The following is a 25976-nucleotide window of genomic DNA, read 5'->3' as shown; positions in this document are numbered from 1 at the left end:
GCAGACGTGACCCAGTCCGAGTTGGCCGCCGCACTGCAGCGGCGGCAGCACACCCGCAAGAATTTGAAGCGCTACATGCATACCCGCAGCTTCAATCAGCTCGCCGGACGCAGCACCGCGCCCGGCAGCGCAAGGGCCCGGCGAAGCAGCGCCCCCGCGAAGATCATGCTCAGTTTGATCGCCATCGGGTGCGTCGCGACGGGTCTCTATTTCGTTTTCTTCTGATCTTTCCCGCGGAAAATGCCGGATCAGCCCTCAACCGCCGCCGATCCGGCAGAACGCAACGGGCAGCAGAAGCGTCTTGATGACGAACTTGAACGGGGCGATTCCTCCGGCAATGATATTGCGCGCCCCGTTTCCGAGCTGCCCGAACGGAATCCCGACCGTCACCTGAAGCACGCCGAGCGGCAGCCGGAAAAAGTTGATGAGATCGTACCCCATCGACACCATGTGCTGCGCCCCGCTCATGAGTCCGCGCATGACGTATGGCGCGGCAACCTGCGCCCCCTTGATCGCGATCGGCGTCAAAATCGCGATCGTGACCGGATCCATCGCCTCGGCCCGCTGCATGGCAGGCGGTGCTGCAAAGCAGAACAACAGCAGAAGAAGAATCAAACATTTCCTCATCGTCATGATTCCGTTCTCTCCTTGTTTCATCAATGGAACATCCACTCCAGATATTGCACGGTATTGTCCTGCGGGCCGGTGATGTTGAACCCGGGAAACGTGAAAGTCAGTCGGGATGACGGTCGGCGCGACGGCCGTTCAAGCCCGGTCCGGTTGCGTCCGGCGTCCTCGTCGGCGGTCGCGACGGATTCCGGCAGCTGCGTAAGCTGCGGACCGATCGTGACGGTGTAGGTTCCGCTCTCTTGCCAGGAAAGCCCGCCGAGTCGGGAAACCATGAGTTCGTCGAGCTGATCTTCAAGCAGAATCCGCTCGCGCCGATAGACATCGAGCGCCGCGAGCACCTCATCGGCTTCCTCCTCTTCCAGATTGCAGTAGGTCTGAAGCATGAGCCGGTCGGCGGTGAAGATGCTCGGAGATCCGGTCGAAATCTCCAGCCCTTCCGGAGGGATCAACCGGATTGCGCTCATCCGCCCGTTCTTATCCGGCGGAAACATATTGAGGAGTCCGGGCACCCACGCGAGCTCCTCGCGAAACTGGGGGGCGCTGTTCCGCGGCAGCGGCGACATGCCGATATCCTCGTAGTCGGCCTCCTCGAAACCGTTCAGGGAGAGTTCATCGCCGCTGTCCATGTAGTCGGTCAACGCGGCGGAAAGATTGTCGATGGAGTCATGCAGCGTCTCGTCGAAGAGATCGGAGTTCGAAATCCGATTGAGTGTGTTCTGAAAGTTGCCCGCACTCAAATCATACCCGCTGCACGCGTCGGTAATCGTAAATTCGACCGGTGTTCCGTAGTAATTCAGATGGTGCACAACCCCGTCGGCGAAAAAGCGGTCATGCTCGTATTCGGCATAGTCGGTCCGCCCGACCTCCACGGTCGAGTAGAGAGAACGGTCCGCCGCAATCAGGTACTGCACGCGGTTTGCAACCCCCTCGTTGATGTAAAGCGATTTCTGAAGTTCGACGTGCGCCTGGATCGTGAAGGTGCCGTACTTCGACAGCATCAGGGTCGCTGCGGCGAGCATTCCTGCCGTGAAAATCAAACAGAGAACCGCCACCAGAGCGGAACCCGATTCGGATTGTCTGTTGTCGAGCCTGCTCATAACATCGGAGTCTCGCGTTTGCCGAAGGTGCTGTTCGACGAGGAACCGGCCGTACGGCGCAGCCACTGTTCCGTCGTTCCGTCGAGCCACTCGACGGTCATCTGAATCGCGAGCGGGGTGGATTCGTGATCGTCCTCGATCCAGGAGTTTTCGAAGACGATCTCGTCGTCGTCCTCCTCGGCATAGAGGAAACTCACGCTGCGCACCTGCGTTGCAAGCACCTCGCGCGCATACTCCCGGGAGCCCTCCTCCTCCCACGGCAGCCGCGGATAACTGGAATATTCCGCGATGAGCTCCTCGTTCTCGACCCGGATCCGGACGAAGAGAAACGCGCCGCGATCGTTGCCGTAACTGCGCTGCATGGTTGTAAAATGCAGAGAATCGGGTTCCCCTTCAAAGACGAAGCGGGTTGAATTGAGCTCGTCCTCCCACTCGAACGGAATCAGATTGCGCACGAGTCCATCCATGACCCGGTCGATCGTCTGGCAGGTTTTCAACCGTTCCGTCACCTTGACCGAGCGCTGGTAGCCGTTGTAGAAGGCCGCCGACGCGGTGCCGAGAATCAGTGCGACGACGATGAGGACCGCCATTGCCACAACCATTTCGACCAGCGTGAACCGGTGTTTATTCGCCTTCAAGAGTCGTTTCATAGCTGATCCTGTCCACAAGAATGGTTTCAACGGTTTTCCGGTCGCGCAGTCGAACCAGTTCGATAACGCAGGTCCGCAGCGGCAGCTGGTTGGGGATGTTCACATACTCCTCCGGAAGATTCTCCGCATCCCGGTAGTAGCAGAGCGCCTCGTAGTCCGCATACGGGAAGTAGGTGTAGGGAATCCCGCCCGGATCCTCGCCCGGCTGCAGCAGATAATACTCGGCGGCCTGCATGAGAATATGGGTTTCGCGCCACTTCTCGTAAGCGCGCGCAAGCCGGTTCTGCGAAGCCGCCAGAATCTGGAGCAATCCTGCGAGCGACAGCGTCAGGATTCCGAGCGCAACCACGACTTCGATCAGCGTGAAAACACCTCTTCTCTTCATGGCGCGTCCGTCTCCCCCTCCGACTGCCGGAGCAGACCCGTCAGCGGAGAAATCTGAAATCTCCGCTCGAAATTCCGGAATTTCAGCACGAATTCCCGCGCAGCATTCGCCCCCCCGTCGGAGAAGAAGCGGAACACCTCGATCGAACCATCCTCCCCGGCTTCCGCACTCAGCGTATCGGAGTCGAGTTCAAATTCGTCCGGCAGCTTCCATTGAAGAGGAGGCCGTTCCTCCTCCTGAAACGGCCACGCCAATTCCGATTGCGCGGCTTCCGGATCCACTGCGAGGAAGATCCGCTCCTCCGGATGAAATGCGACAATCCGGTCCGTACCGTTTTCCATGGCGGAGTAACGCACCTGCGCACACCAGCTTTCGAAGCCGAGCGCGGCGTTGTTCATCTTCTGCACGGGCGATTCGCCCCGGAAAGCCGACACCGCCAGAGAGGTGGTGATCGCGATGATCGCGATCACCACGACAAGTTCCAGCAAAGTGAACGGCCTCGTACGCATCGCGGCGGCTTACTCGGTTGCGACGTAATTCGTGATATCGGCGTTCTCACCGGAGCCGCCGGGCTGGCCGTCGGCGCCGTAGCTCAGGAGGTCGAAATCACCGTGCTCGCCGGGATAGATGTAGACGTAATCGTTCCCCCACGGATCCTTCGGAATCGCCGGTTTGATATAGGGGCCGTCCCACTTCTCGTTCTGATCGACGTTGTCGACGAGCCCCTCCAGCGTCTCCGGATAACTCCCGACGTCGAGCCGGAAACCGGTCAACGCATCCTCAAGCAGTTTGATCTGCGTCGTTGCAGCGCCGACGTTCGCCTTCTTGACATAGTTCAGATAAAGCGGAGTTGCGATCGAGGCGAGCGTGACCAGAATGATGATCACGACCACGACTTCGATCAAGGTGAAACAGCTTCTTCTCGTACGGTTCTTTTTCATATCGCGGGTCCTCCCTGGCTGATTGAGTTGATTTCCATCATGGCGACAAAGATCGAAACGACCACGACCAGTACGACCAGGGCGAGAAAGACGATCACCGCCGGTTCGAACAGACTCAGCAGCCGTTTGATCTTGAGTTTCGTATCATTTTCGAGGTGGGAGGCGATTTTCGTGAGCATCTCCCCCACGGTTCCGGACTCCTCGCCCACACGCAGCATCGGCACCATGCTCGCGGGGACGAAGGGGTTGCCGGCGAGCGCCGCGGAGAGTTTGTCTCCCCCCTTGAGTTTGCGGTCAATCTCCGAAAATCCGGCCGCGATGACCGGATTCGCGATGATCCGCCCGGAAATCCGCACCGTCCGGATGATCTCGACATGGTTCGAAATGAGAATCGCAAGCGTGCGGATGTATTTGCACATCTCCAGATCGATCACGATCCGCCCGAAGAGCGGCAGCTTCAGCACGAGCCGCGACAGCGCGAGACGCAAACCGTCCTCTCCGAGAATCCGTTTGAGCAGCACCCAGCCCCCGATGCCAAGCAGAGGCGCCAGCCACCAGGCGTAGGAGAAAAACGTGCTCATCGCAATCAGAAACTCCATCGACGGCGGCATCTCCCGCCCCATGTCGATGAAGATCTTCGCGAACCTCGGCACAAACACCGTGAAAAGCAGTACCGTGACAATCAGCGTGACCCCGAGAATCGCGAGCGGATAGATCGAGCTCGAAACGATGAAATCCTTCAACTCCTTGCTCTCGCCCATGAACTTGTAGAGTTCGTTCGTGACCTCCGGCAGGCAGCCGGTCTCCTCGCCCGATTCGATGAGGTTGGCGTAGTAGCCGGGAAAGAGATTCCCGTGGCTGCGCGCGAGCTCCGAAAACTTCTTGCCCTCGTGCAGTCCCTGCCGCAGGCCGTTCACAAAGTCGTGCTGTTCCGGTTCGGCCGAGCTGTCCGCGATGATCGCGAGCGCCCGTTCGAGCGGGATGTGCGAATCGAGCAGCGGCGCGAGCTGGCGCGTGAATTCGTAAGTGTTCACCTTGCTGCGGCGCAAACTGAATTTCCCGCCGGAGACGGTCGCCTCGCCGCAGAAGCGCACGGGCACGATCTTCCGGCTGCGCAGTTTGTTCTGCGCCTCGGAGATGCTGTCGGCTTCGATCAGAATCTCGTGCGGTGCTTCGCCTTTTGCGGCGGCAAGGTATTTGTACAGTCCCATCGGTTACAACTCCGCAGTTGAACGGTTCAACTCTTCGAGCGTGGTGATTCCGGCCCGGACTTTCTCCATGCCGTCCTCCTGCAGCGTGACCATGCCGTGCCGCACGGCGATCTCCTGGAGTTCGGAACTCGATGCGTTATGGTTTATGGCCGCGCGCAGTTCATCGTCGACGGTCAGAAGCTCGAAAATACCGCACCGCCCCTTGTATCCGGAGCCGTTGCAGCGGCGGCATTTGTTCCCGGCCTCATCGGTCATCTTCCCGTGACAGACCGGACAGATCTTCCGCACAAGCCGCTGCGAAAGCACCCCGAACAGCGCCGAGGAGACGAGGAAGTTCTCCATGCCCATATCGAGCAATCGGGTCACGGCGCCGACCGCGTCGTTCGTGTGCAGCGTCGAGAGCACGAGGTGGCCGGTCAGCGCGGCGTTGATCGCGATGTCGGCGGTTTCGCGGTCGCGGATCTCGCCGACAAGGATGATGTCCGGGTCCTGGCGCACGATGCTGCGCAGTCCGGTCGCGAAGGTCACGCCGATCTTCGCGTTGACCTGCATCTGGCAGAGCCCGGCCATCTTGTATTCGACCGGGTCCTCGACCGTGATGATCTTCTTGCGGTTGTCGTTCAGATGGTTGATGACGCTGTACAGCGTGGTCGTCTTGCCGCTGCCGGTCGGGCCGACCACGAGGATGATCCCGTGCGGAATCTGAATGAGCTTGCGGAACTGCGCGAGGTGCGTCGGCGACATCCCGAGGATGCCGAGGTCAAACGAGATCGCCTCCTGATTCAGCAGTCGCAGCACGATGCTTTCTCCGGTCAGGATCGGAATCGTCGAGATACGCATGTCGAGCTCCTGCCGCCCGAGCTGAATGTTCGTGCGGCCGTCCTGCGGCAGGCGGCTCTCGGCGATGTTGAGTCCGCCGAGCAGTTTGATGCGCGACGCGATCGCGGGAAACTGAGACAGCGGCGTACTGATGATTTCGGTCAGGACGCCGTCCACCCGGCAGCGCACCGCAACGCTCTCCTCGCCCGGCTCGATGTGGATGTCCGATGCGCCGAGCTCGATTGCGCGCGTGAAAATGTCGTTGACCAGCCGGACGATCTTCGCCTCGCCCGCCATCGAGCGGAGCATGTTCTCGTCCTCGACCTCCATCAATTCGTTCTCCTCCTCGACGCTCTGGAGCTTGCTCAGCAGTCGTTCGAGAAACGTGCGGCGCACGAAGCGGAAGCGGGTTCCGGTCTTCCAGGTGCGGCGCACGAGAAAGGTCAGCTGTTCGAGTTCATACGGGTCGACCACCAGGAATGTGATCGCTTCCTCATCCCACTCCTCGGGCAGACAGCTGTTCGCGTTGAAGAAGTCATAGGGGGCGTCCGGGAACGGTTCCGGCAGCTTGAACTCCTCTTCGTCTACGGGTTCGCACCCGTAGGCTTCGGAGTAGAGCGCGGCGAGCTGCGACTCGGTCAGCGTCCCGGCCTGTACCATCGCACGGTCGGCGGCGCGCGCCTCCTCACGGGAGGGGGAAGCCGGATACTCCGGATTCCGTTCCGCGAGAAGCTCCCGCAGCCGCCGGCGCGCGGCGCTGAAATCAAACGCATTGTCGCTCATCGCCAGAACTCCGAGTGGTCGAGCTTGTTCGCGCCCTTGCGCGGCTTGGCTTTGTCGCCGAGCGTATTGTCGAAATCGTTGAGGGTTTCGAGCGCCTCGTTATATCGTTTGATAAGTTCCTCGACCTGGCTCTTCTCATTCACGATGTAGCCGGTGATGAGAACGAGGATTTCGGAACGCTCGATCTTCGCCTCGGTGCTGCCGAGCAGCCGGCGCAGGAACGGGATGTCGTTCACGAACGGAACCGATTGCAGATCGTCATTGCGCTTCTCCTGAATCAACCCGCCGATGATCATCGTGCGGCCGTGGGCGATGGTCATGGAGGTTTCGATCTCACGTTTCGTGATTTCCGGAGAATCGATCTCGGAACTGGTCGTATTCTGGATCGCCGCGGAGAGCACCTGGGTGATATCCAGCGAGATCAGATCGGTACTGGTGATCTGCGGCGTCAGCGTCAGGATCACACCGACATCTTTGTACTCGTAACTCTGTGACATGTTGCCCATGGAGGAAGTGGACGTGAACCCCTGCGTGAGGACCGGCACCTCGCTGCCGACCTGAATCCTCGCCTCGGTGTGACTTGAAACGAGCAGCTGCGGGCTTGAGATGACTTTGACCGCGCTGTTTCCGGCGAGTGCCCGGATATAGCCGAACTTGTTCTCGGGGTTGTTCGGGTCGTTCAGAAGCGCGGTGAACCCCTCCTGTTTCGTCTCTCCGAACGGGGTGAGGTTATCATAATTCGTACCGAGCACGGAGTCGATGCCGCTGCCGGAACCCTTGGCCGAAAATTCGAGTCCGAACTGCGTCGACTCGGTCAGCGTCACCTCGACGATCAGCACCTGCAGCAGCACCTGCGCCGGGACGACGTCAAGCCGGTCGAGCAGCGCCTTGATGCTCGCGTAGGTGCGCGGGGTCGTGCGGATCACGAGCCGGTTCAACATACCGTCCGCGAAGATCCGGACCGGGGTGTCGAAGAGGCTCGAACTCTGATCGGTCTGCGTGCTCGTCGTGCGGGTCGACCCGGTGTTGTTGCGGTTGTTCGAACTCGTCGTGCTGGTCGAACGGGTCGTCACCGTGTTCAGCGTATTGGTCCGGATGGTACCGGTTTCGGTGTCGATGGTCTGAGTGGCGCCCTGCGTGTTGTAGATGATCGAAAGCGCCTGCGCAAGCTGGTCGACACGGTTGTGGCCGACCTTGTAGACGAACACCCGCTCCTGATCGATCGAATCGGCGCTGTCGAGGATGTCGACCCATTTGCGGATCTCGTCGATCGCGTCCTGCGTCGCGGCGGAGACGACGATCATCTGCAACCGGTCGACACCGACCAGCTGGATCGCCCCCGGCAGTTCGGTCTTGTCGGTCGTTTCGGTGATCGTGAATCCGAGCACGGGCAGCACATTCTGCAGCTCTTCGATGACCCTGGTCGGCAGGATGTTGCGGCACGGAATCGCCATGCGCGGCCAGTTGCGGCGGACCCCCTGGTCGATCGTATCGAGAATCTGCCGGATTTTCGCGATGTTCGCGGAGTCGTCGCAGACCAGTACCGCGTTCGGCCGCGCGAGCTCGACACAGACGCTGTCCTTGCCGAGGAACGGCTTGATCTGCGTGACGACATCTTTCGCGGTCGAGTTCTTGAGCGGATAGCAGAACACTTCGCGCCCGACCTTCGCATCCGCCTGCTGCGCGAGTTTCGGCAGCGCCATGATCTTCAGCAGCGAATCCTCGACCGTGACGCCGGCGCCGGAGAGATAGAGCATCCGGTCAAACGTGTTCCAGAGTTCCCGCCGGGTCATCTTCGAATTCAGATTCAGCGTCACGGTTCCCTTGAGATCGCTGTCCGCGACGAAGTTGAATCCAAGCACGTCCGCGAACGCCGGGAGAACGTCCAGCAGCGGCGCACTGTTGAAGATGAGCGAAACCGACAACTCCTCGTCGCCGTTCATGAAAATGAAGTCATCGTAAAAACGCGGTTCCGTCTTGACCTCCGGCGTGCTCTCCTCCTTCGCTTCGGCGGGTTTGCCGGGGGCGTTCAGCTGCTCGAGCACCTTCCCATTGTGTTCGGATGAGACGCTTTTGTCGGGAAGCACCTGTTCCTGCTCGATGGTTTCAGGCTCGGCGGGGACCCGGTCTTTCTGCTCACTGCGCAGAAAGTCGAATCTCCCCTTATTCTGCTCCTCGCCGTCCTCTTCCGGCTGCAGAATCGAACAGGAGGTGAGCAGCGCGGCCAGGCCGATCGCCGCCAGAGCCGCAACCCGCGGCGGATGGAACATTTTGTTTGTCGTTTTCATCATGGTTTCACCAGGTTTTATGCTGATCGTCATACGTCGTAACACTTCACACTGCTCATCGTCCGGGCGGCGGAGGCGGAGGCGGAGCGGCTCCGCCGCGGTTGCCGGTGTTGCCCCGGTTCTGGTTCTGCTGGAGCGTCCGCTGCATCATGCGCATCATCTGGAAGTTCTGGCGCATCTGCATTTGCTGCATCTGCTGCATCTGCTGGAAGAAATTCGGGCGCCGCTGCGTTGTGCCGGAGGCCGTTGCAATGCCGAGCGATGGATCCTGGATCTCCAGTTCCATACGGTCGCTGCCGCGGGTCAGCACCGCGCCGGTGCGGGAGACCTCCTCAAGCGTGTATCCATTGCTGAGCGTCTCGCCGACCCGAACATACTGCCGGAGCGTGAGCGTCTGTTCGCGCTGCTGCTGTTGCTGCAGCGTCGCGGCGTCGGTTCCGCCGAAGTTCCGCCAGACGCCGTCCACGAACTGCACGCGGATCGGGCTGCGGGTGTTCGAATTCGACGAATTGTTCCGCCCGCCCCAGCGCCCGCCGGGACCGCCCGGGCCGCCCATGAAACCGCCGCGATTGTTCGACGACCCCGCTTTCTGTTTGATGATCGCGCCTTTGACACCGTCAATCTCGAAGGTGCCGACCAGCGTGAGTTCGATCCGGGTCGAGCGGCCGCGGCCGAACATCGCGTTCGGGCAGCGGTCGCTGTTGAAGATGTTGTTGTCGATGATCGTCGCCATGCGCGAATCCAGAGAAAGCAAAGTTGTGCTCTTCGGTGCGGCGGCCGACGCTGCGGGGACGTTCTTCTTCGAACCGCTTTTCTTGACCGAAAACTCCTCGACATCGCCATCGCCCGTCAGACGGCTCGCAACGACCGCAAGCAGCCAGACCGCCAGAAGCACGTTGACCACAATCAAGGCGGCTCTCATTTCGCGCCTCCTTTCCGTTCCTCACCGGCTTCCCCGTCGAATCCGATGACCCGGATTGCCCCGTTGAAATTCATGTTGCCGACCAGGTCGGTGTTGCGCATCTCGGGACGCAGATCGAGCCGCCGCCAGGAGAGCACCGGCCGGATCTCCTGAATCCGGCCGAGAAACCGTACGAGCGTCTCAAGCGAACCCGATGTCGAAAGATCGATCTCGGCGTAGTAAAGATCACTGTTGATCCGTGTGGTTCGCACCGAACCGAGGCTGTTGAGCTTCAACTCAACCTCGCCGGCAGCCTGCTGGATCTTGTTGCGCAACTCCGTGTCAACCACGCCGTCACGCTCCTCGCGCCAGTAGCCTTCAAGTTGTTTCTGATAGCGTGCCTTGAGTTCGTCAGCGGCTTTTCTGCGCGCAAACAGAGTTGCATTCTGCTGTTTGAGCTGCTTGATTTCCCGCTCAAGACTGTCGATCCGCTCCTCGCCCGGCATCAGATCCCCGAACGAACCGCTGAAGTTCCAGAGGAGGAAAATCCAGCTCAGCGCCAGCGCGCAGAGCGCGACGGTCAACTTGCCCTTCCCGGTCTTGACGAATTCCCGAAATGAGGTTTTCATTTTTCCGCCTCCTCATTTGGAACGAGCTTCAAGGTGATCATCGTAACGGTGTCGCCCATGCGGCGCTGCTGAAGCTGACCGACCTTCCAGTACGGAACCCGGCGCAGCAGGGAAGGCAGATCAAGATTCTCCGCCTCGCTCTGAATCATGAGGTCTACGCTCGATTCGCTCCAGCGCAGGCTCGAAACCATCGCGTTCGAAGGCAGAAGTTCAGTCAGCATTGCAAGTTTCTCGATGACTTCCGGCTCTCCCGCCTTCAAATTCACGACGCGCGCAAGTTCGCGCTGCTCCTTTTCCGACGCCTTGAGTTTCGAGGTGAGCGTCGTATTTTCGCGCTTGATGCGGTCGCGCTCCGCAACGGCCGCCCGGTGGGCAAGGTAGTTCTCGCGGATCCCGCCCGCGGCGGACCAGATGTAGACCGCCGCCAGCAGAATCACCAGCAAAGCCGTGATTCTCAGCTGGTTGCGGTAACGGCGCGGACGCATCTGGTCCGGCAGCAGCCGGAGCCCGCGCTCTGCCTGCCGGAAACCGGGCTGCACAACAAGCCGCGCCGCAAGCAGACACTCGAAATAATCTTCCACCCGGAAATCACCTTCGACAGGCAGCTTGAACTCAGACTGGAATCGCCTGATCCACGGCCCGTAATCCGGGTTCTGCGGACTCGGCCTCCACTCGCCGTCGGCGAACCCGAATTCGGGATCGAGCCGCGCCAGGTCGACCGGCGGATCGCCCGCCCGCCACGCCAGAAGCGGATAGAGAAACTCATCCGCGCGCCCCCCCGCCTGCGTCAGCATCGCGGCGGGATGTTCCAGAGAACTGCCGGGAATGACGTAGACGTTCACCGGAACGTTCCCTTCCGCATCGGCCGCTCCGGCATAAAACTGAAGCCGATGATTCTCCGGAATCGTCAGAATCCGTTGCGAAAGCTCCATCTCAAGCGCCTCGCGCCGCGCACGGGGAGGCAGTTCAATCGAGTCGAACCGGAAGAAGATTCCCTTCGGCAGCGCGCCGGTGAGAAAGAGCGGACACTCACGCCCCCGCCCGAGCTGCCGCAGCAGATGCTTCCACGCCTGGGCCGGATCGTTGGAGTCGACCGTCTCGACCCCATGTCGGATGATCGAATACTGCGCCCCCCGGCGGCGGAACAAACATCCACGCACCGTTTCAGCCCCGAAGGCGAGTACCGAGAACTCCCTGATATGACCGCTTTGCATCATTTTGCGCCCTGTGAATTCCGCACTCTAAGGGTTGTCGGCGGGCTGTTCCGTTTCAAGTTTCTTCAGAAGATCGCGAGTTTTCGTCCGCGCGGCCTCCGGATCGCTGCGGCGGAGGCGGTCGATTTCGGCCATCTCCTCCGGAAACTTCTGCCGGAGAAGCCGCAGCTGACGCATCGGATTCTCACGCGGCGGCGGCGGAGGCGCATCCTCGGAACCGTTGCGTCCCGGCATGCCGGGACGGCCGCCCATACCGGGCATGGTCAGTTTGACTCCGGCCTTTTCGGCGAGTTCGCGAATCTTCTGAAACGCGGCGCGGCGGTCGGTTTTGCCGAGCTCCTCGATCTCGGCCATCTCTTTCGGAAATTTCGCCTTGAGTTCGGCGAGCTGTTCGGTCATGGTTTTCGGAATTTCGACACCGGCCTTCTTCGCGAGCTCCTGAAGTTTCGCCTCGGCTTCCGCGCGCATTTTTTCAACGGCGGCATACTCTTCCGGGAATTTCTCCTTGATCTTCGCCTCGGCCTCCGCGCGCGGATTGACAGGAGCCCCCATCATCATCCCGCCGCGCCTGCCCTCGCGGCTCCAGCCGCCCGGACGGCCACTGCGACGGCCTCCGGACTGCCCATCATCGCGCTGACGACTCTCCGGCGGAGCGGATTCCGTTTCCCCATCCGCGGCGAACGCCGGACAGAAAAAAAGTGCGGACGCAAGCGTCCCGAAGAGAAGTACCGTCTGTTTCATCATCTGCCCCCCCGCATTGGCATGAACGGTTCCAATTCTTTGAAAACCATGTCGTCTTTTTTCAGTTAACGCGCAAGATTCCCGCTTTATTGTGTTTCGCATACAAGAAACCTTTTTTTTCCTGCGTTCTCCTTAAAACGGCAGGGTCCGTTCCCGGCGACGACGCAGATATTCCGCCGGAGTCACGCCGAAATGACGCTTGAAACAGCGGCTGAAATGAAACACATCGTAAAAGTTGAGTGCGGCGGCCGCCTCCGCCGGAGTCGCCCCGCCCGTCAGAAGCTCATGCGCCCGGCGCAGACGCAGAGCCCGGCAGTAAACACCGGGAGAACACCCCATCGCCTGCCGGAAAAGCACTGAAAAACGCGACGCGGAAAGATTCGCGCGGGATGCGACCTCCTCCAGACGCACTTTCCCGGCGACATGGCTGCCCATGAATTCCAATGCCGGAGCCAGCCGCCGGAGGTCTCCAAGTTTCGCGGCGACGTCCTCCCGTTCGGGACAGGCGGAGGCGATTGCCTCCACCAGAGTCAGCCCCGCATGCTTGCGTGCGAGCAGCCGCCGAATCCCGGATTCCGGAACGCCTTCCGTCAGAGAACGGCAGGCTTCACGAATCAGAAGGCTCGCGGGAGGAGAAAACTTTTCCGGCAACTCGAAAAAATCCAGCAGGTCCATCCCGTGCAGCAGCGTAATCCGGAAGTGACACCAGATTGAGACCGGATTTTTGCCGGTCTGCACCCGCAGGCGGTGCACCTCTCCTTTCCGGATCAGATAACACTCCCCGTCCTGCACGGCGGTGACGCCTCCCTCCCGCTCCACCCGGCTGGACATGCCTTCGTTGCAGACCAGCACATAAAACGGAAACTGCCGCCGACCGGTGTCATCGTCGCACGCGACCGGCGTGACTCCGCCGCCGAGATATTCAAAATTGAGGGAGGCGTCTTCGATTTGTTCCACGACTGAACCGATCCCGTAGTGAAAAAAGTGATTTCTTACATAAAAAAAACAATATCCTGCATTCCGGAAAATGCAAATGTGTGGTATCATTATGACAAAACATTTTCGGAGGTGCCGGATGGAAACCATGAAAAACACGGATCTTCTGCGGAAACTCGCGGAGGGCGGCGCGGCGGGTTGCCGCAGTGAGCAGATCGAGCAGGGCTGGGGAGTTCTGATGCGCGGGGTGAGCCTGACCGGTTCCGGCCCGCTGAAGGTCGGGGACTCTGAATATGATTCTGGATTCGGCACCCATTCGCCGAGCCGGATCCGCATCACCGCGCCGGAACCGCTGCGGAGCTTCCGCGCCACGGCGGGAATCGAACGGAATTCCGCCACGGACAGCGCCCCGGATCGAATCTCTCCGGCCTTTTTTTCCGTGGAAGCCGGCGGAACGTGCATCGCCGCAACACCCCCGGTCCGCTACGCCGACGGCGGAATCCCCGTCGAGGCGGAGCTCGGTGGAGCGACGGAATTCGATCTGGTCGTAAACTCCCCGGAGGGAATCGATCTGGCCAATGTCGACTGGTGTGCGCCGGAAGTCACAACCTGTTCCGGGCAAACAATCCGGCTCGGAACCCGGGAAACGTCGTTCCGCGCCGCAACGAAGCTGCCGGTCGACTTCCGGTTCGGGACACTCGACGCCGCGGAATTCTATCGCCGTTACGGAGTCGAACGCACCTGCGAAGAACGCGGCGACCACACGCTTTACACCCTGACCTCGGGGGGGAAAGAAGCCGGGCTGCGCCTGACAATCACAATGAAACGGTTCCGCGATCTGCCGGTACTGGAGTATCAGGTCTCCCTTGAAAACCCGACCGGAGTCCGTTCTCCGCGCCTCACCCGGGTCGACTCCCTCCATCTCGAGGCGGCGATGGATCATGCGACCCTGAAGCGTCGGCACGGCAGTTTCCACATGGCCGGCACCGCCGGATTCAGCGGGGCGTTCCGCAACTCCTTCACGCCGGTGGATACTTTCCTGGATGCCGATACGACAATCCGCTTCGGCGCGACGGAAGGGCGTCCTTCCGTCGAATGGCTGCCCTGCTTCGATCTCACGGACGACAACGCCAATCTGCGAATCGCCGTCGGCTGGGCCGGTCAGTGGCGCGCGGAAGTCACCCCTCGCCGCAAAGCCGCCGAAATCATCATCTCCGCCGGAATCGAAATGATCGATCTCGAACTCGAACCCGGCGAACGGCTCGATCTGCCGTCGATCGCCCTCGTCTGGAACGAAACCGGCGGCACGGAACATGGCGTGAATCTCTGGCGCCGGTATCTGCGGGAAAAGATTCAGCCGCGCATCGACGGCAAAATCGCCGAACCGCCGCTCTCCAGCGCGAACTGGGGCGGCATGATAGAACAGGAGCATCTCGACCGGATCGCAAACATCGTCGCACGCAAAATGCCGTTCCAGCTTCACTGGATCGACGCCGGCTGGTACGGGCCGCCGGGATCGTACAGCCCCGACGAATTCGACTCCACCTGGAGCCGGAACACCGGAGACTGGAAATTCAACCCGGCGATTCTGCCGGACAAACTCCGGAATATCTCCGCAGCCACCCACGCGGCAGGGATGAAGCAGCTGCTCTGGATCGAACCCGAACGCGCAGTGAAAAATGCGGAGATCTTTCACCGCCACCCCGAGTACTTCCTCCAGTCCGCCTCCACCGGCGAAAACCTGCTCCTGAATCTCGGCGACCCCGATGCGTGGCAGTGGTGCTTCGATACGCTGTCGAACCTGATTGAGGAAAATTCGCTCGACATCCTGCGGATCGATTTCAACATCTCACCGCTGGACCCGTGGCGGGAAAATGATGCGCCGAACCGCCGCGGAGCAAATGAGATCTGCTACGTGGCCGGGCTCTACCGGCTCTGGCGGGCGATCCGGGAAAAATTCCCGCGGGTCGTGATCGACAACTGCGCCTCCGGCGGGCGACGGCTTGAATTCGAAGCGCTGCGGTACAGCCTTCCGCTCTGGGCCAGCGACATGGAGTGTTCGGACGGATTCGATCCCGAGTGGCAGCTCACCCATGTTGCCGGGCTGTCGCACTATCTGCCCGCGTTCAGCTTCGGAGTGCAGAATCAGATGGGCAACGACACCTACAACTTCCGCGCCTCGATGGGACCGGGGCTCGTCGTTCATTACTTCATGTACGCCTATCGCCCGCTGACCATGGAGTATCCGCACGAGTGGCTGAGAGCGCGGCTCCATGAATATTTGCGGGCGAAGGAGTGCTTTTCCGGAGACTACTACTGTCTCGACGCATTCCATGCCGCCACCGGAAACTGGACGTTGCTGCAGTTCGACCGGCCCGACCTCGGACGCGGCATTCTCGAAGCGTTCCGGGGAGTGGACAGCCCCTATCGCGCCGCCGACATCCGGCTGCGCGGTCTCGAACCCGACGCGAAATACCGTCTGGAAGATGCGGACAACCGTTTCGAACCGTTCATCATGAGCGGGAAAGAACTCATGACGCAGGGACTCCCGGTCGAACTCGCCGAACCGCGGTCAAGCGGCCTCATCTTCTATCACCGCCTGAACAGCTAGACGGTTCGGGAACCGGAGTCTCTTCGCCTGCGGTCAGCACCGCCTGAATCCGGACATTCCGGGTGAATTTCCGCCCGGAAACCGGTTCCGCGCCGGGATTGCCGTTCACAACGCCGTCGATCAGGGAGTCCGTGAGGGAGCCGGCGATCAAGATCGCCCGCTCCGCATTTGACCGGATGTTCCGGATCAGGAACTCCGACGTGTTGCCGAGCGGCGTCCGGCCGCCCCAGGCCGGATTCACGTCTCCGATCTTCACGGCGGCGCAATCGCGGAGGCCTTCCGGGGAGGTGTCGATCACACCGTCGAGCAGAATGTTCCGCATGCGGATCTCTCCCGTGTTCAGAAACCGGACGATGTGGTGTCCACAGACGCAATGCCCCATGACATTGCGAAGAATCACGCCGCTGATTTCCTCGCTCATCCCGGCCATCCCCGGGGAACACACCTCACTGAATCCGGGCTCGCCGCAGAGGTGCGGCTCCCGCGAAATCGCGGTGAGCGCCACCAGATCATCGCCGGTCGTCCCGGTGATCGTATCGATCACAATGTTCCGGCAGCCGCGCCGCAGGTCGAGTCCGTCCTGGTTCAGAATCCTCCGTGCAACTCCGTCGATGACCCGGCTTCCGGAGGAACGGAAATTCAGATCGCGGATGTGCCCTTCCGTACAGTATTCCAGAGAAACCGCCCACATGTGAGAATCCCGGATCGTGAGATTGCGATGGAGAAATCGTGAACGTTCGCCAGCAGAATCCCGATGTTTCTCCAGTCGCCGGTCGGAGTTTCGCCGGTTTTGTCCGCATCCGTTCCGAACGTCTGCAACCCGAGCTGCTTCACGGAGTCCCCGGTTGCACGCGGATGTTCCGCTCCTTCGAGCACAGCATTCCCGATTCCGAGAATATGGATGTTCCGGAGCGGCGGCACCTCCGTGACACCGAGCCCGCAGTTTGCACTGCGGATGAAGTTGTCGCGGCAGCGGTCCGAAAGCCGGATCCGGCAGTTATCCAGAATCAACGTCGCATTTTCCGGCAGCAGAATCGCCGTATCGATCAGCCAGTAATCGCGCGGGAACTCCTCCGTTTCCAGCGGCCGTCGCGGCGGAATCCGCAGTAGCACACCCGCGCCGAAAGCCGCCCGGGCCGCCTGATGAATCCGCTCACTGTCGCTGCCGGAATAGGAATTCGGATCGGTCGGATCGCAACTGTTTTTCAACATGCTCGAACACTGTTCCATACTTGAACGTCCTCCCTGTATGTCATCTCCACCGATCAATATAATGGAGAATACGGCAGGAAGCAAGTCCGCAAGCGATGAATTATTTCGCGGTAACCGCCTGAAACCATTCGTCGAGCAGCCGGTTCAATGCGCGGCTTTCCGCAATGCGGAACGGGGCGGAAACCGCTTCGCGCGCACCGGATTGCAGCAGACGGGCAAAGCCGTCCGCCTCATAACCGAAACTGGTGCGGTCGGCGGGGATGAGAATCTCCTCGCAGCCGGAATCACGCTCGATGCGGATCAAACCGGTCTCCGGTTCGGTCCGGTTGCAGACCCACGGATCCGGAACGACGATCCGCCCCTGCGAACCATGGATCCGCAAAGCGGCGTCCAGCGTCGCCCCCAGCGAACAGGAGAGCTGCGCGACAATTCGTCCACCCCAGACGGCGATCGCACAGCTGGAACGGTCGATGTTTCCCGGCGCCGTCACCCCGCCTGCGAGAAACCGCTCCGGCGCACCGGGCTCCCGCCCGAGCGCAGCTCCCGCCACGAGCATCGCCATCGAAAGCGGATAACCTCCGATATCCCGGATCGCCCCGCCCCCGAGCGCCGGATCGAACAGCCGGTCGGCGGGATTGTATTTTGCGGCGAAACCGAACGCGCTCTCGATCATGTTGATCTCGCCGACAACCCCGGCGCGCAGCAGCTCCACGAGCTTCGCGGTCTGCGGATGCCAGCGGTACATGTACCCTTCCAGAAACAGTTTTCCGCACTTGTGCGAAGTCTCCAGCACCGATTCCACGTCGGCGGAGGCCAGAGCCATCGGCTTCTCGCAGAGCACCGGTTTTCCCATCTTCAGCGCGGCGATCGAAAGCTCGGCATGCGAAACGTGCGGCGTCGCGACATAGACCGCGTCGATCCGCGGATCAAGCAGCAGTGTTCTGAGATTCACGGTCGATTCCGGCACATGGTGTTCCGCGGCAAATCGCCGCGTCCGCTCCGGATCGCGCCCGAGCACGATCAACGGCCGTCCGCTCGATCCCGCCAGAAGCGCCCGGATGAAAGTCCCGGCGATCCGCCCTGTTCCGATGATTCCCCAGTTCAGCATGATCCCTCCTCGAATTCCCGGTTCCGTTGCATTCATTCCTCATAAGATACAGCCATCCTGCCGGAATGCAAATTTTCGGAACCGGCCGGTTTGACACCGGGAACGGCTCAGGCTATATTAACCGAAAATGATCTCCACTTTTTATTTACGGACAGGCACATATCATGGACATTTCGGCATCCTGGATCTGGTCGGACAACTCCGATGGGCGCAATTATAATCTCTGTTCGGTTTTCCGGCGCGAATTCCGGCTTGAAAAACTTCCGGAATCGGCGAAGCTGCTCATCACCGCCGACAGCTACTACCGGTTGAAAGTCAACGGACAGTGGCTCGGAGACGGCCCCGCGCGCGCATGGCCGGAACACTTTCAGTACGACATCTACGACCTGAACGGCTGCCTGCGGCACGGCGTGAATCAGATCGAGGCGACCGTCCGCTACTACGGCTGCGGAACGTTTCATCAGATTCCACAGCGGGCCGGACTCCTCGCTCAACTCGAACTCGTCAACCCCGATCAGCGCATCGTCACGGACGAAAGCTGGTTCGCCGCAAAAATGCCGCAATGGGTGGAAAACACGGTCAAGGCAAGCATTCAACAGCCGCCGCTCGAACTCTTCGATGCGTCCAGAGTCACCGGAATGGAGTGGAAGCCCGCCACCGTGATCTGCGGGGCGGAGGCCGGACCGTGGCGCGGCCTGCACGAGCGCGACTGCAAACAGCTTTCCCGCCGGGAGTCTCTCTTCCGCCGTTTCTGCGGAGGACATCGCGTTCAGCCGGAACCGCTCACGCTTGCGTTTCCCGTACAGCAACTGCTGTTCCCCGGAGACACCACGGTCAACAACGGCAATCTCCTGCCGTTCCTGGCAGCATTCATCGTCGAGTCGCCGCAGTCGCAGATCGTCCACCTCGGGCTCGAAAATATGAGGGTCAGCGTGAACGGACGATCCGATCTCAACGGAGAAGTCTCGCTGAATGCCGGCAACAACCTGTTTGTCGCCGCGGCTGCAAAACTCTGGGGACACCAGCCGATCTGTGAGGTCTCCTTCCCCGCCGATGCGGGCGTCACGCTCCGGAACTTCTACGACAGCAGCGATAAAATCGCCATGTTCGAATTTCCTGAAATCGCCCGGCTGGCGGAGGACATTCCGTTCCCGTGGGCGGATGGAATCGGGAAGGAACGGCGTGAACAGTTCAACCGCATCAGTGCCGAAGCACTGGCGATCCGGACCGTCGAAGAGTTCCGCAACCGTTTCCCCTCCCCCCGGATGCTCGACCGATCCGAACTTGCAGCCGACCCGAACCAGGCGTTCCTGCACCGGAAACCCCTGCCGCTCGAACCCGGCGATGTGGAAAATCCCAACGCGCTGATCTACAACGACGACTGCTGTACGGTCGTAAACCCTGTTCCCGGCTGCGATATCGAACTGTGCTATGACCTCGGAGAACAGGATGTCGGCTTCTGGAATTTCGCACTCTTCGCCGAAGCCGGAACCATCCTCGACGTTTCGGCGGTCGAATACATTCTGCCGGACGGGAGGCTTCAGCATACCGGAGCCATTTACCGCAACTTCATGCGCTACATCTGCCGGGAAGGATACAACCGGTACAGCAGCATGCGCCGCCGCAGCGGAAGATATTTGTTCCTCACGATCCGGAACGCCACGAAACCGGTGCGCATCCAGCTCGCGCGGCTGATCGAATCGACCTATCCCGTGATTCCGGAAGGGGAATTCCACTGCAGCGACCCGCGGCTCGACCGCATCTACGAGATCTCTGCCCGGACGCTGAAACTCTGCATGGAGGACACCTTCACCGACTGCCCGCTCTACGAACAGACCCTCTGGGTCGGCGACGCCCGCAACGAAAGCCTCTTCGCCATGTCCACCTACGGAGCCTACGATCTCGTGCGCCGCTGTATCCGGCTTGCGGGACAGTCGCTCGAGCGCCTGCCGCTGGTCGGCTGCCAGGTTCCCTCCGGCTGGAGCTGCCTGATCCCGGTCTGGAGCTTCATGTGGGGAATCTCGGTTCAGGATTACTGCGCCGAAACCGGCGACCTCGCATTCGGACGCGAAGTTTGGCCGATGGTCGTCCGGAATCTCGACGGAGCACAGTCGATGATCGACCCCGCCACCGGCCTCCTGAGCGGCGAACACTGGAATCTCTTCGACTGGAGCAAAACCGAATCCGACCACCCGATTCTGCTTTACAACTCCATGTTCCTCATCGGAGCCTTGAACGCAGCGATCGAACTCGGAGAAGCCCTCGAAGAACCCGTCGACTCTTTCCGCGAACGCCGCGAAGCGCTGAAAAGCGCGGTCAATGCGATGTGGGATTCGCGCAAACTCGCCTGGCCCGACTCCATCCACGCCGACGGAACCGTCTCCGAAGACGCCTCCGTACACACAAGCATGCTCGCGCTGCTCTACGACATCGCCTCTCCGGAACACATCGCCGCCGCCCGCGCCAACACCGTGACTCCGCGACCGGAACTCATCAAGGTCGGCTCTCCCTTCGCCTCGCTCTATCTCTACGAAACGCTCGAAAAGATCGGCATGGAAAACGAAATCCTCAAGGCGATCCGCCGTGACTACCTGCCCATGCTTGAACTCGGCTCCACCACCGTCTGGGAAACCTATCCCGACGCGCTCAATGTCGGCGAGTTCCCGACCCGCAGCCACTGCCACGGCTGGTCCGCCGCACCGCTCTATTTCCTGCCTCGGCTGCTGCTCGGCATTCTCCCCGCCGCACCCGGCGCGAAGAAATTCCGGATCTCGCCGAGAATCACCGGACTCGAATATGCCGCCGGCGCCCGGCCGACCGTCCACGGCCGCGTGGAAACCGCGTGGAAAAAACAGGGAGACAAACTGTTCATCACCGCGACCGCCCCGGCCGGCGTCGAACTCGAATATCTCAGCAACGACACCCACGCCGATTTTGAAGTCATCTTCAATGGAGAATCCATGTAGCGTGCACGTTCCCACTCACATTCTTTCCGGCTGGATCTGCGGGAACGTCATTCCGTCGTTCGGTCCGCGGGAGCGGTTCTTCTGCATGATCGCCGCTTCCGCACCCGACCTCGACGGGCTCTCACTCCTCGGCGGCTGGAAGATGTACTACGAGATCCATCACGTGCTGCTTCACAATCTCGCTTTCGCAGTCGTGCCGGCAACGCTGATGGCGTGTTTCTCGCGGCCGCGAGTCGTCGCATGGATCGTCTATTTTGCGCTGCTGCATCTGCATTATCTGCTCGACCTGCTCGGGTCCGGCAGCGACTGGGGTGTGGAATACGGACGCCCCTTCTCCGCCGCAGTGTGGAAAATCCCGTTCGGCTGGGAGTTCTACTCGTGGCAGAACTACGCCGCGGCATTCGCCGCCATCGCGTTGTCGTTCGGGCTGATCTACTGGAAAAAACGGACGATCCTCGAATACCCCATGCCGAAACTCAATGCGGAAATCGTGGACTTCCTCCTTCGCCGCCATCGCCACGGATGACAAGAGCCATCCGCGCCCGGAATTGCTCCCGGGAAAAACGCGCGGCGTTCGCCCTGAGTTCCTCCGACTCAAAACGATATCCCCTGAATGTTTCGACCGCCTCCAGAAGGGATTCCGGCGTCGGTTCATCGAAAAAGAGCCCGGTCTTGTGTTCCACCACACTCTCGAGTGCGCCGCCGCCACGGAACGCAATCACCGGGCAGCCGGCCGCCTGCGCCTCGACCGGAACGATGCCGAAATCCTCGATCCCCGGAAAAATCAGCGCGCGCGCTCCGGTATAGAGATCGCGCAACGCCTCGTCGTCCGGAGCTGTCACGAACTCCACATTCGGTCCGGCCATCGCCCGCAGGCGCGGCAGCTCCTCGCCCGCGCCCGCCACCACCAGGCGCTCGTTCAGCCGGGAAAAGGCACGCACCACCAGATCCGGACGTTTGTAACCGGTCAACTGCCCGGCCAGCAGAAAAAAGCTCCGTTCCCGCTCCTGCCCGCTCCCGAAAAAAACGGTGTCGACCGGCGGATAAACCACTTCAGCCTCCCGGCCGTAAATCCGCCGGATCCGCCCGGCAACAAACCGGGAATTCGCAACGAATTGATCCACGCACTCCGCCGACTTCAGATCGTACCGGCGCATCGGCTCCCGAAATAACCGCATCGCCACCCGGCCCGGCAGGGAAGCACGACGAAAATAGTCGTCGTACATGTCCCAGATATAACGCATCGGCGTGTGACAGTAACAGATATGGCGGCAGCCGGAGGGCTTGCGGATTCCCTTGACCGGCCCGGATTCGCTGCTCACAATCAGCGAATATCCGGAGAAATCCCATCTCTTCTGAGCGAACGGCATCAGCGGCAGACAGCACTGACAAAAGCGGCGCCCCCCCGGCAGATGACCAATCAGCGACTCATGAATCGGATGAACGGTGATCTCCGGCACAATCCGGGCGCGGTTGCACGCATGCGTGTAGACATCCGCCCCGGGGAACATCCCGCACAATTCGGCAAAGACCCGTTCCCCGCCGCGCATGGTCAGCAGCCAGTAGTGCAGCAGAGCCACGTGACGCTCGTGATCGACCCTCAAAATTTCCGCCCCCGTTCGATTTTCGTTTGACTGATTGGATAGACTATACATGAACCGCGGCCCATTTACAAGCCGCGGTTACAAATGCACGGGGATTTTCCCGGACTTCCGATGCCGTCGGATTCAAAACTCGGTCACGGCGATTTTCACCACGACCTTGACGACACTGCGCCCGGCATCGGCACAGACCAACCCCGGCATATGCCCCTCCTCCGGAAAGAACACGGCGAAATTTCCCGGCTCAAGCGTCACCGTGACCGAATTTCCCTCCGCCGCGCGATAGAAAGCGATGTCTTTCCCGTCATCATAAGAAACCGTCTCCTTCAACCCGGCGACCGGGCGGCAGAGGATCGACTCCTTTCCGGCGAGCAGCAGCTGGATGTCGACATATTTCCGGTGAATCTCCAATTTGTCCGGATCCGGCTCATGCGTCTCATACCCCTGAACCGAAGCGTAAATCCGATCACCGTCGATTTCGTAGCGTCCGGCCGCAGTCTCCCCGGTGCAACCGGCAAGAAACTTCGAAATCTTCTCCCATGCCGCCGGGGCGAGCTTTTCATATTGCATAAAATTGTTCAGCGAATCGAAAATCATGATGTCCTCCCTTGCATTTCTCCGATTTTCTCAACCAGTCAAAAAAGCAGCGGCTGTTCCGGAGGGGGCGTCAATATCTCGCGCACCGGACGAAAACTTCTGCGATGCACCGGCGTGACCCCGTACTTCCGGAGCGCCTCCAGATGCTCCGCTGTCCCATACCCTTTGTGTGAAGCGAATCCATACTGCGGATAAACCGCATCAAGTTCAACCATCATCCGGTCACGATGAACCTTCGCAACAATGCTGGCCGCCGCGATGCTGGCCGACTTCTCATCTCCCTTCACCATCGCTCGTGACGGCAGCGGAAGTCCTTTCACCGGCCGTCCGTCGACAAGAATGAAATCAGCCTGCCGAAGCTGCTCGACCGCCCGCCGCATCGCCAGATGCGTCGCATTTAAAATGTTCATGAGGTCGATCGTTCCGACATCGACCTCACCAATCCCGATCTGAACGCCCGGCAGAGCAAAAATCGCCGCATTGAGCTCCTCCCGGGCACTCTCGCAGAGCTGTTTCGAATCGTTCACGCACGGCAGCGCCACTCCGCGCGGCAGCACCACAGCCGCCGCAACCACCGGCCCGGCCAGCGGTCCGCGCCCGACCTCGTCAACCCCCGCGACAAAGCAAAACCCCTCCGCCCAGCACTCGCGTTCCGGGCGGAGGAGCTCGTCAGATTCGGTCAGAAACCCGTCCAAGGAAGTTACTTCGTGCGAAGTTCCTTGACGCGGGCGGCCTTACCGATTTTGTCGCGCAGATAGAAGAGCTTCGCACGACGGACATCGCCGCGGCGAATCACTTCGATCTTCGCAATGCGGGGGCTGTTGATCGGGAAAACACGCTCCACGCCCTCGCCGGCCTGAACCCGGCGAACCGTGAAGGTCTCTTCGATCCCCTGGCCGCGGCGCGCGATCACCGTGCCCTGAAACTGCTGAATACGCTCGTTGCCGCCTTCGACGATCTTGACGGAAATCTTGATCGTGTCGCCGATGTTGAACTGGTGACGCTCCGGATTCACCTGTTCGTTACGAATCTTGTCGAGTATGTTCATTTGAACCTTCCTCCATTGTTTTCAAATAAATTTCCCATAAATCCGGCCGCCGTTCCCGGGTCAGCCGTTCCGATTGGGCCCGCCGCCAGGCATCGACCCGCCCATGGTCGCCGGAGAGCAGAATCTCCGGCACCTTCTTCCCCCGGAACTCCGGAGGCCGCGTATATTGCGGGTATTCGAGCAACCCCGACGAGTGCGACTCGTCGACGCTCGACTCATCGCTGCCGAGCACCCCCGGCAGCAACCTGACGACCGCATCGGCCATCACCATGGCCGCGAGATTCCCGCTCGTAAGGACAAAATCCCCCAGCGAGAACTCCCGATCCACAACCAGTTCGATCGCACGCTCATCCACCCCTTCATAGTGGCCGGCAACCACAATCAAGTGCTCCATTCGTGCCAGCTCGCCTGCAGCGGCCTGCGTAAACCGCTCACCCCTCGGGGAGGTCAGGATCACCAGACTGCGATCCCCCCTCAGGTCTTCGACCGCCCTGACCAGCGGCTCGACCTTCATAAGCATTCCAGGTCCGCCGCCGTAGGGTTTGTCATCAACCGTTCCGCGCGCATCGTCGGTATATTTCCGCAGATCGACCGCGTTGATCCGCACCAGATCCCTGGCGGCGGCCCGCCCGATGATACTCTCACCGAGCGGCCCCGGAAACATCTCCGGGAACAGCGTCACAATGTCGATCCGCATGATCTCTTTCCGAACCGTCAATCAGTCGAGAACTTCCACCGACACGCGCTTGCGCTGACGGCCGGCCGCACCGGAGACCAGCGAACGGATCGCCATGATGGTTTTCCCCCGCTTGCCAACGATCTTGCCGATGTCCTCCTTCCGGCAGGAGATCTGGATGGTGCAACCCTCCTCCGTCTCCTCGGTCCGGACCTTCACTTCATCGGGATTGTCCACCAGCGCGCACACCACGTAGCTGACAAACCCCTCCAGATCGTGCAGACTTCCGCCGCCGACGGCGCCGGATTTCGCACCCGAGGCGCCCTTTTCGTCGGAAGAGCTCCCGATCAGAAAGTTCAACAATGCCTTAAGCATTTTTCATCATCCTTCCATTTACAGCGGCGACCCGGGAGATTTCACTTGACTCTCCTCTCGCCGTCGCCGTCCAGCGGCCACACCGGGCCGCGTCCCTCCGATCAGGCCTCGGCGGGAGCCTCTTCCGCGGCGGGCGCCTCGGCGGCGGCCTTCGCAGCGGCTTCCGCCTCCGCCTTCGCGGCTGCCTCGGCCTCAAGTTTCGCCTTCGCGGCTGCCTCGGCCTCAAGTTTCGCCTTCGCCTTCTTCGAGAGCGACGGCTTCCGGACGATGTCCTTCAGACTCCGTCCCTCTTTCGCGCGCTTCACAATCGCCTCAACCGTCTCGCTGAATTCGGCGCCAACGCCCTTCCAGTACTCGGCGCGCTCAACATTGATCTTCTCATCCTTGCGGCGCGGATCGTAAAATCCCAGCTCCTCGATCGCCTTGCCGTCCCGGCTCGAACGCTGATCCATCACAACCACCCGGAAACAGGAAGCGTTGCGGGTACCGGTGCGCTTCAATCTGACTCTGACCATAAAACCTTTACCTCTTTTTCGATTTCTCGCTTTTCAATTCGA

At 60.6% G+C, this 25976-nt stretch carries 28 protein-coding genes; 4 read left to right on the top strand and 24 right to left on the bottom strand.

The annotated features are described in order from the left end of the window. The first annotated feature begins 6 nt into the window (after positions 1–6). Entirely contained in the window at positions 7–225 is a 219-nt protein-coding gene (locus tag Q0K10_RS03765; protein WP_294503349.1) for a hypothetical protein, read from the top strand. A gap of 30 nt (positions 226–255) precedes the next feature. On the opposite strand, the gene Q0K10_RS03760 is transcribed toward Q0K10_RS03765, so the two are convergent. The 14 genes from Q0K10_RS03760 to Q0K10_RS03695 form a co-directional block, all read right to left on the bottom strand. Continuing rightward, a complete protein-coding gene (locus Q0K10_RS03760) occupies positions 256–633 on the bottom strand; it encodes a hypothetical protein (RefSeq protein ID WP_294503347.1) in 378 nt (125 codons plus the stop codon). A gap of 23 nt (positions 634–656) precedes the next feature. Further along, the gene (locus tag Q0K10_RS03755) at positions 657–1727 is read right to left on the bottom strand and encodes a hypothetical protein (RefSeq protein WP_294503345.1); all 1071 of its coding nucleotides are present in this window, start codon (positions 1725–1727) and stop codon (positions 657–659) included. Beyond that, complete coding sequence (locus Q0K10_RS03750) at positions 1724–2377, bottom strand: type II secretion system protein J (RefSeq protein WP_294503343.1); 654 nt, start codon at positions 2375–2377, stop codon at positions 1724–1726. Before Q0K10_RS03750 ends, Q0K10_RS03755 begins: the two co-directional genes overlap by 4 nt. Continuing rightward, positions 2352–2762: a type II secretion system protein gene (locus Q0K10_RS03745; protein ID WP_294503340.1), complete on the bottom strand. Its 411-nt coding sequence runs from the start codon at positions 2760–2762 to the stop codon at positions 2352–2354. Before Q0K10_RS03745 ends, Q0K10_RS03750 begins: the two co-directional genes overlap by 26 nt. Further along, entirely contained in the window at positions 2759–3271 is a 513-nt protein-coding gene (locus tag Q0K10_RS03740) for a hypothetical protein (RefSeq protein WP_294503338.1), read from the bottom strand. Before Q0K10_RS03740 ends, Q0K10_RS03745 begins: the two co-directional genes overlap by 4 nt. 9 nt (positions 3272–3280) lie before the next feature. After that, positions 3281–3703, bottom strand: a complete 423-nt coding sequence (gene gspG / locus Q0K10_RS03735) for a type II secretion system major pseudopilin GspG (protein ID WP_294503336.1) — start codon at positions 3701–3703, stop codon at positions 3281–3283. Then, a complete protein-coding gene (locus Q0K10_RS03730; RefSeq protein ID WP_294503333.1) occupies positions 3700–4914 on the bottom strand; it encodes a type II secretion system F family protein in 1215 nt (404 codons plus the stop codon). The genes gspG and Q0K10_RS03730 overlap by 4 nt, the downstream gene beginning before the upstream one ends. A gap of 3 nt (positions 4915–4917) precedes the next feature. Further along, positions 4918–6516 (bottom strand): GspE/PulE family protein, encoded by a 1599-nt coding sequence (locus Q0K10_RS03725; RefSeq protein ID WP_294503330.1) that lies wholly within the window; start codon positions 6514–6516, stop codon positions 4918–4920. After that, positions 6513–8807: a secretin N-terminal domain-containing protein gene (locus Q0K10_RS03720; RefSeq protein WP_294503327.1), complete on the bottom strand. Its 2295-nt coding sequence runs from the start codon at positions 8805–8807 to the stop codon at positions 6513–6515. The genes Q0K10_RS03725 and Q0K10_RS03720 overlap by 4 nt, the downstream gene beginning before the upstream one ends. A gap of 52 nt (positions 8808–8859) precedes the next feature. Then, complete coding sequence (locus tag Q0K10_RS03715) at positions 8860–9726, bottom strand: hypothetical protein (protein WP_294503324.1); 867 nt, start codon at positions 9724–9726, stop codon at positions 8860–8862. Then, entirely contained in the window at positions 9723–10334 is a 612-nt protein-coding gene (locus tag Q0K10_RS03710; protein ID WP_294503321.1) for a hypothetical protein, read from the bottom strand. The genes Q0K10_RS03715 and Q0K10_RS03710 overlap by 4 nt, the downstream gene beginning before the upstream one ends. Beyond that, positions 10331–11494, bottom strand: coding sequence for a hypothetical protein (locus Q0K10_RS03705; RefSeq protein ID WP_294503318.1), 1164 nt, complete (start codon positions 11492–11494; stop codon positions 10331–10333). Before Q0K10_RS03705 ends, Q0K10_RS03710 begins: the two co-directional genes overlap by 4 nt. A gap of 81 nt (positions 11495–11575) precedes the next feature. Then, complete coding sequence (locus Q0K10_RS03700; RefSeq protein WP_294503315.1) at positions 11576–12292, bottom strand: hypothetical protein; 717 nt, start codon at positions 12290–12292, stop codon at positions 11576–11578. 129 nt (positions 12293–12421) lie between these two features. Beyond that, positions 12422–13246 carry an AraC family transcriptional regulator gene (locus tag Q0K10_RS03695; RefSeq protein WP_294503312.1) on the bottom strand — a complete coding sequence of 275 codons (825 nt, stop codon included), beginning with the start codon at positions 13244–13246 and terminating at the stop codon, positions 12422–12424. 118 nt (positions 13247–13364) lie between these two features. Between Q0K10_RS03695 and Q0K10_RS03690 the strand changes: the two genes are divergently transcribed. After that, positions 13365–15836 (top strand): alpha-galactosidase, encoded by a 2472-nt coding sequence (locus Q0K10_RS03690; protein ID WP_294503309.1) that lies wholly within the window; start codon positions 13365–13367, stop codon positions 15834–15836. On the opposite strand, the gene Q0K10_RS03685 is transcribed toward Q0K10_RS03690, so the two are convergent. From Q0K10_RS03685 to Q0K10_RS03675, 3 genes are all read right to left on the bottom strand, one after another. Further along, on the bottom strand, positions 15808–16527 hold the full coding sequence (locus Q0K10_RS03685) for a hypothetical protein (RefSeq protein WP_294503305.1): 720 nt from the start codon (positions 16525–16527) through the stop codon (positions 15808–15810). The two genes, Q0K10_RS03690 and Q0K10_RS03685, sit on opposite strands and share 29 nt — an antisense overlap. Then, positions 16476–17066 carry a hypothetical protein gene (locus Q0K10_RS03680; RefSeq protein WP_294503303.1) on the bottom strand — a complete coding sequence of 197 codons (591 nt, stop codon included), beginning with the start codon at positions 17064–17066 and terminating at the stop codon, positions 16476–16478. Before Q0K10_RS03680 ends, Q0K10_RS03685 begins: the two co-directional genes overlap by 52 nt. A gap of 82 nt (positions 17067–17148) precedes the next feature. Further along, complete coding sequence (locus Q0K10_RS03675; protein WP_294503301.1) at positions 17149–18156, bottom strand: Gfo/Idh/MocA family oxidoreductase; 1008 nt, start codon at positions 18154–18156, stop codon at positions 17149–17151. A gap of 164 nt (positions 18157–18320) precedes the next feature. On the opposite strand from Q0K10_RS03675, the gene Q0K10_RS03670 reads away from it, so the two are divergent. Further along, positions 18321–21122, top strand: coding sequence for an alpha-L-rhamnosidase C-terminal domain-containing protein (locus tag Q0K10_RS03670; protein WP_294503297.1), 2802 nt, complete (start codon positions 18321–18323; stop codon positions 21120–21122). A gap of 1 nt (position 21123) precedes the next feature. Then, entirely contained in the window at positions 21124–21648 is a 525-nt protein-coding gene (locus Q0K10_RS03665; RefSeq protein WP_294503294.1) for a metal-dependent hydrolase, read from the top strand. Here Q0K10_RS03665 and Q0K10_RS03660 read toward each other — a convergent pair. From Q0K10_RS03660 to rpsP, 7 genes are all read right to left on the bottom strand, one after another. Continuing rightward, positions 21599–22726, bottom strand: coding sequence for a glycosyltransferase (locus Q0K10_RS03660; protein ID WP_294503291.1), 1128 nt, complete (start codon positions 22724–22726; stop codon positions 21599–21601). The two genes, Q0K10_RS03665 and Q0K10_RS03660, sit on opposite strands and share 50 nt — an antisense overlap. A 123-nt stretch (positions 22727–22849) precedes the next feature. Beyond that, on the bottom strand, positions 22850–23320 hold the full coding sequence (locus Q0K10_RS03655; RefSeq protein WP_294503287.1) for a YhcH/YjgK/YiaL family protein: 471 nt from the start codon (positions 23318–23320) through the stop codon (positions 22850–22852). A gap of 38 nt (positions 23321–23358) precedes the next feature. Further along, positions 23359–24015, bottom strand: coding sequence for a ribonuclease HII (locus tag Q0K10_RS03650; protein WP_294503284.1), 657 nt, complete (start codon positions 24013–24015; stop codon positions 23359–23361). A gap of 5 nt (positions 24016–24020) precedes the next feature. Next, positions 24021–24368: a 50S ribosomal protein L19 gene (gene rplS, locus Q0K10_RS03645; RefSeq protein WP_294503281.1), complete on the bottom strand. Its 348-nt coding sequence runs from the start codon at positions 24366–24368 to the stop codon at positions 24021–24023. Next, positions 24343–25065 (bottom strand): tRNA (guanosine(37)-N1)-methyltransferase TrmD, encoded by a 723-nt coding sequence (gene trmD / locus Q0K10_RS03640; RefSeq protein WP_294503278.1) that lies wholly within the window; start codon positions 25063–25065, stop codon positions 24343–24345. Before trmD ends, rplS begins: the two co-directional genes overlap by 26 nt. 21 nt (positions 25066–25086) lie before the next feature. Then, positions 25087–25419, bottom strand: a complete 333-nt coding sequence (locus Q0K10_RS03635) for a KH domain-containing protein (protein WP_294503276.1) — start codon at positions 25417–25419, stop codon at positions 25087–25089. A 101-nt stretch (positions 25420–25520) separates the two neighbouring features. Further along, positions 25521–25934, bottom strand: a complete 414-nt coding sequence (gene rpsP / locus Q0K10_RS03630) for a 30S ribosomal protein S16 (RefSeq protein WP_294503274.1) — start codon at positions 25932–25934, stop codon at positions 25521–25523. Positions 25935–25976: the final 42 nt, after the last annotated feature.

It is taken from the genome of uncultured Victivallis sp., assembly GCF_944391105.1.
Classification (GTDB): Bacteria; Verrucomicrobiota; Lentisphaeria; order Victivallales; family Victivallaceae; genus Victivallis.
This window is presented reverse-complemented; position numbering and strand designations above follow the sequence as displayed.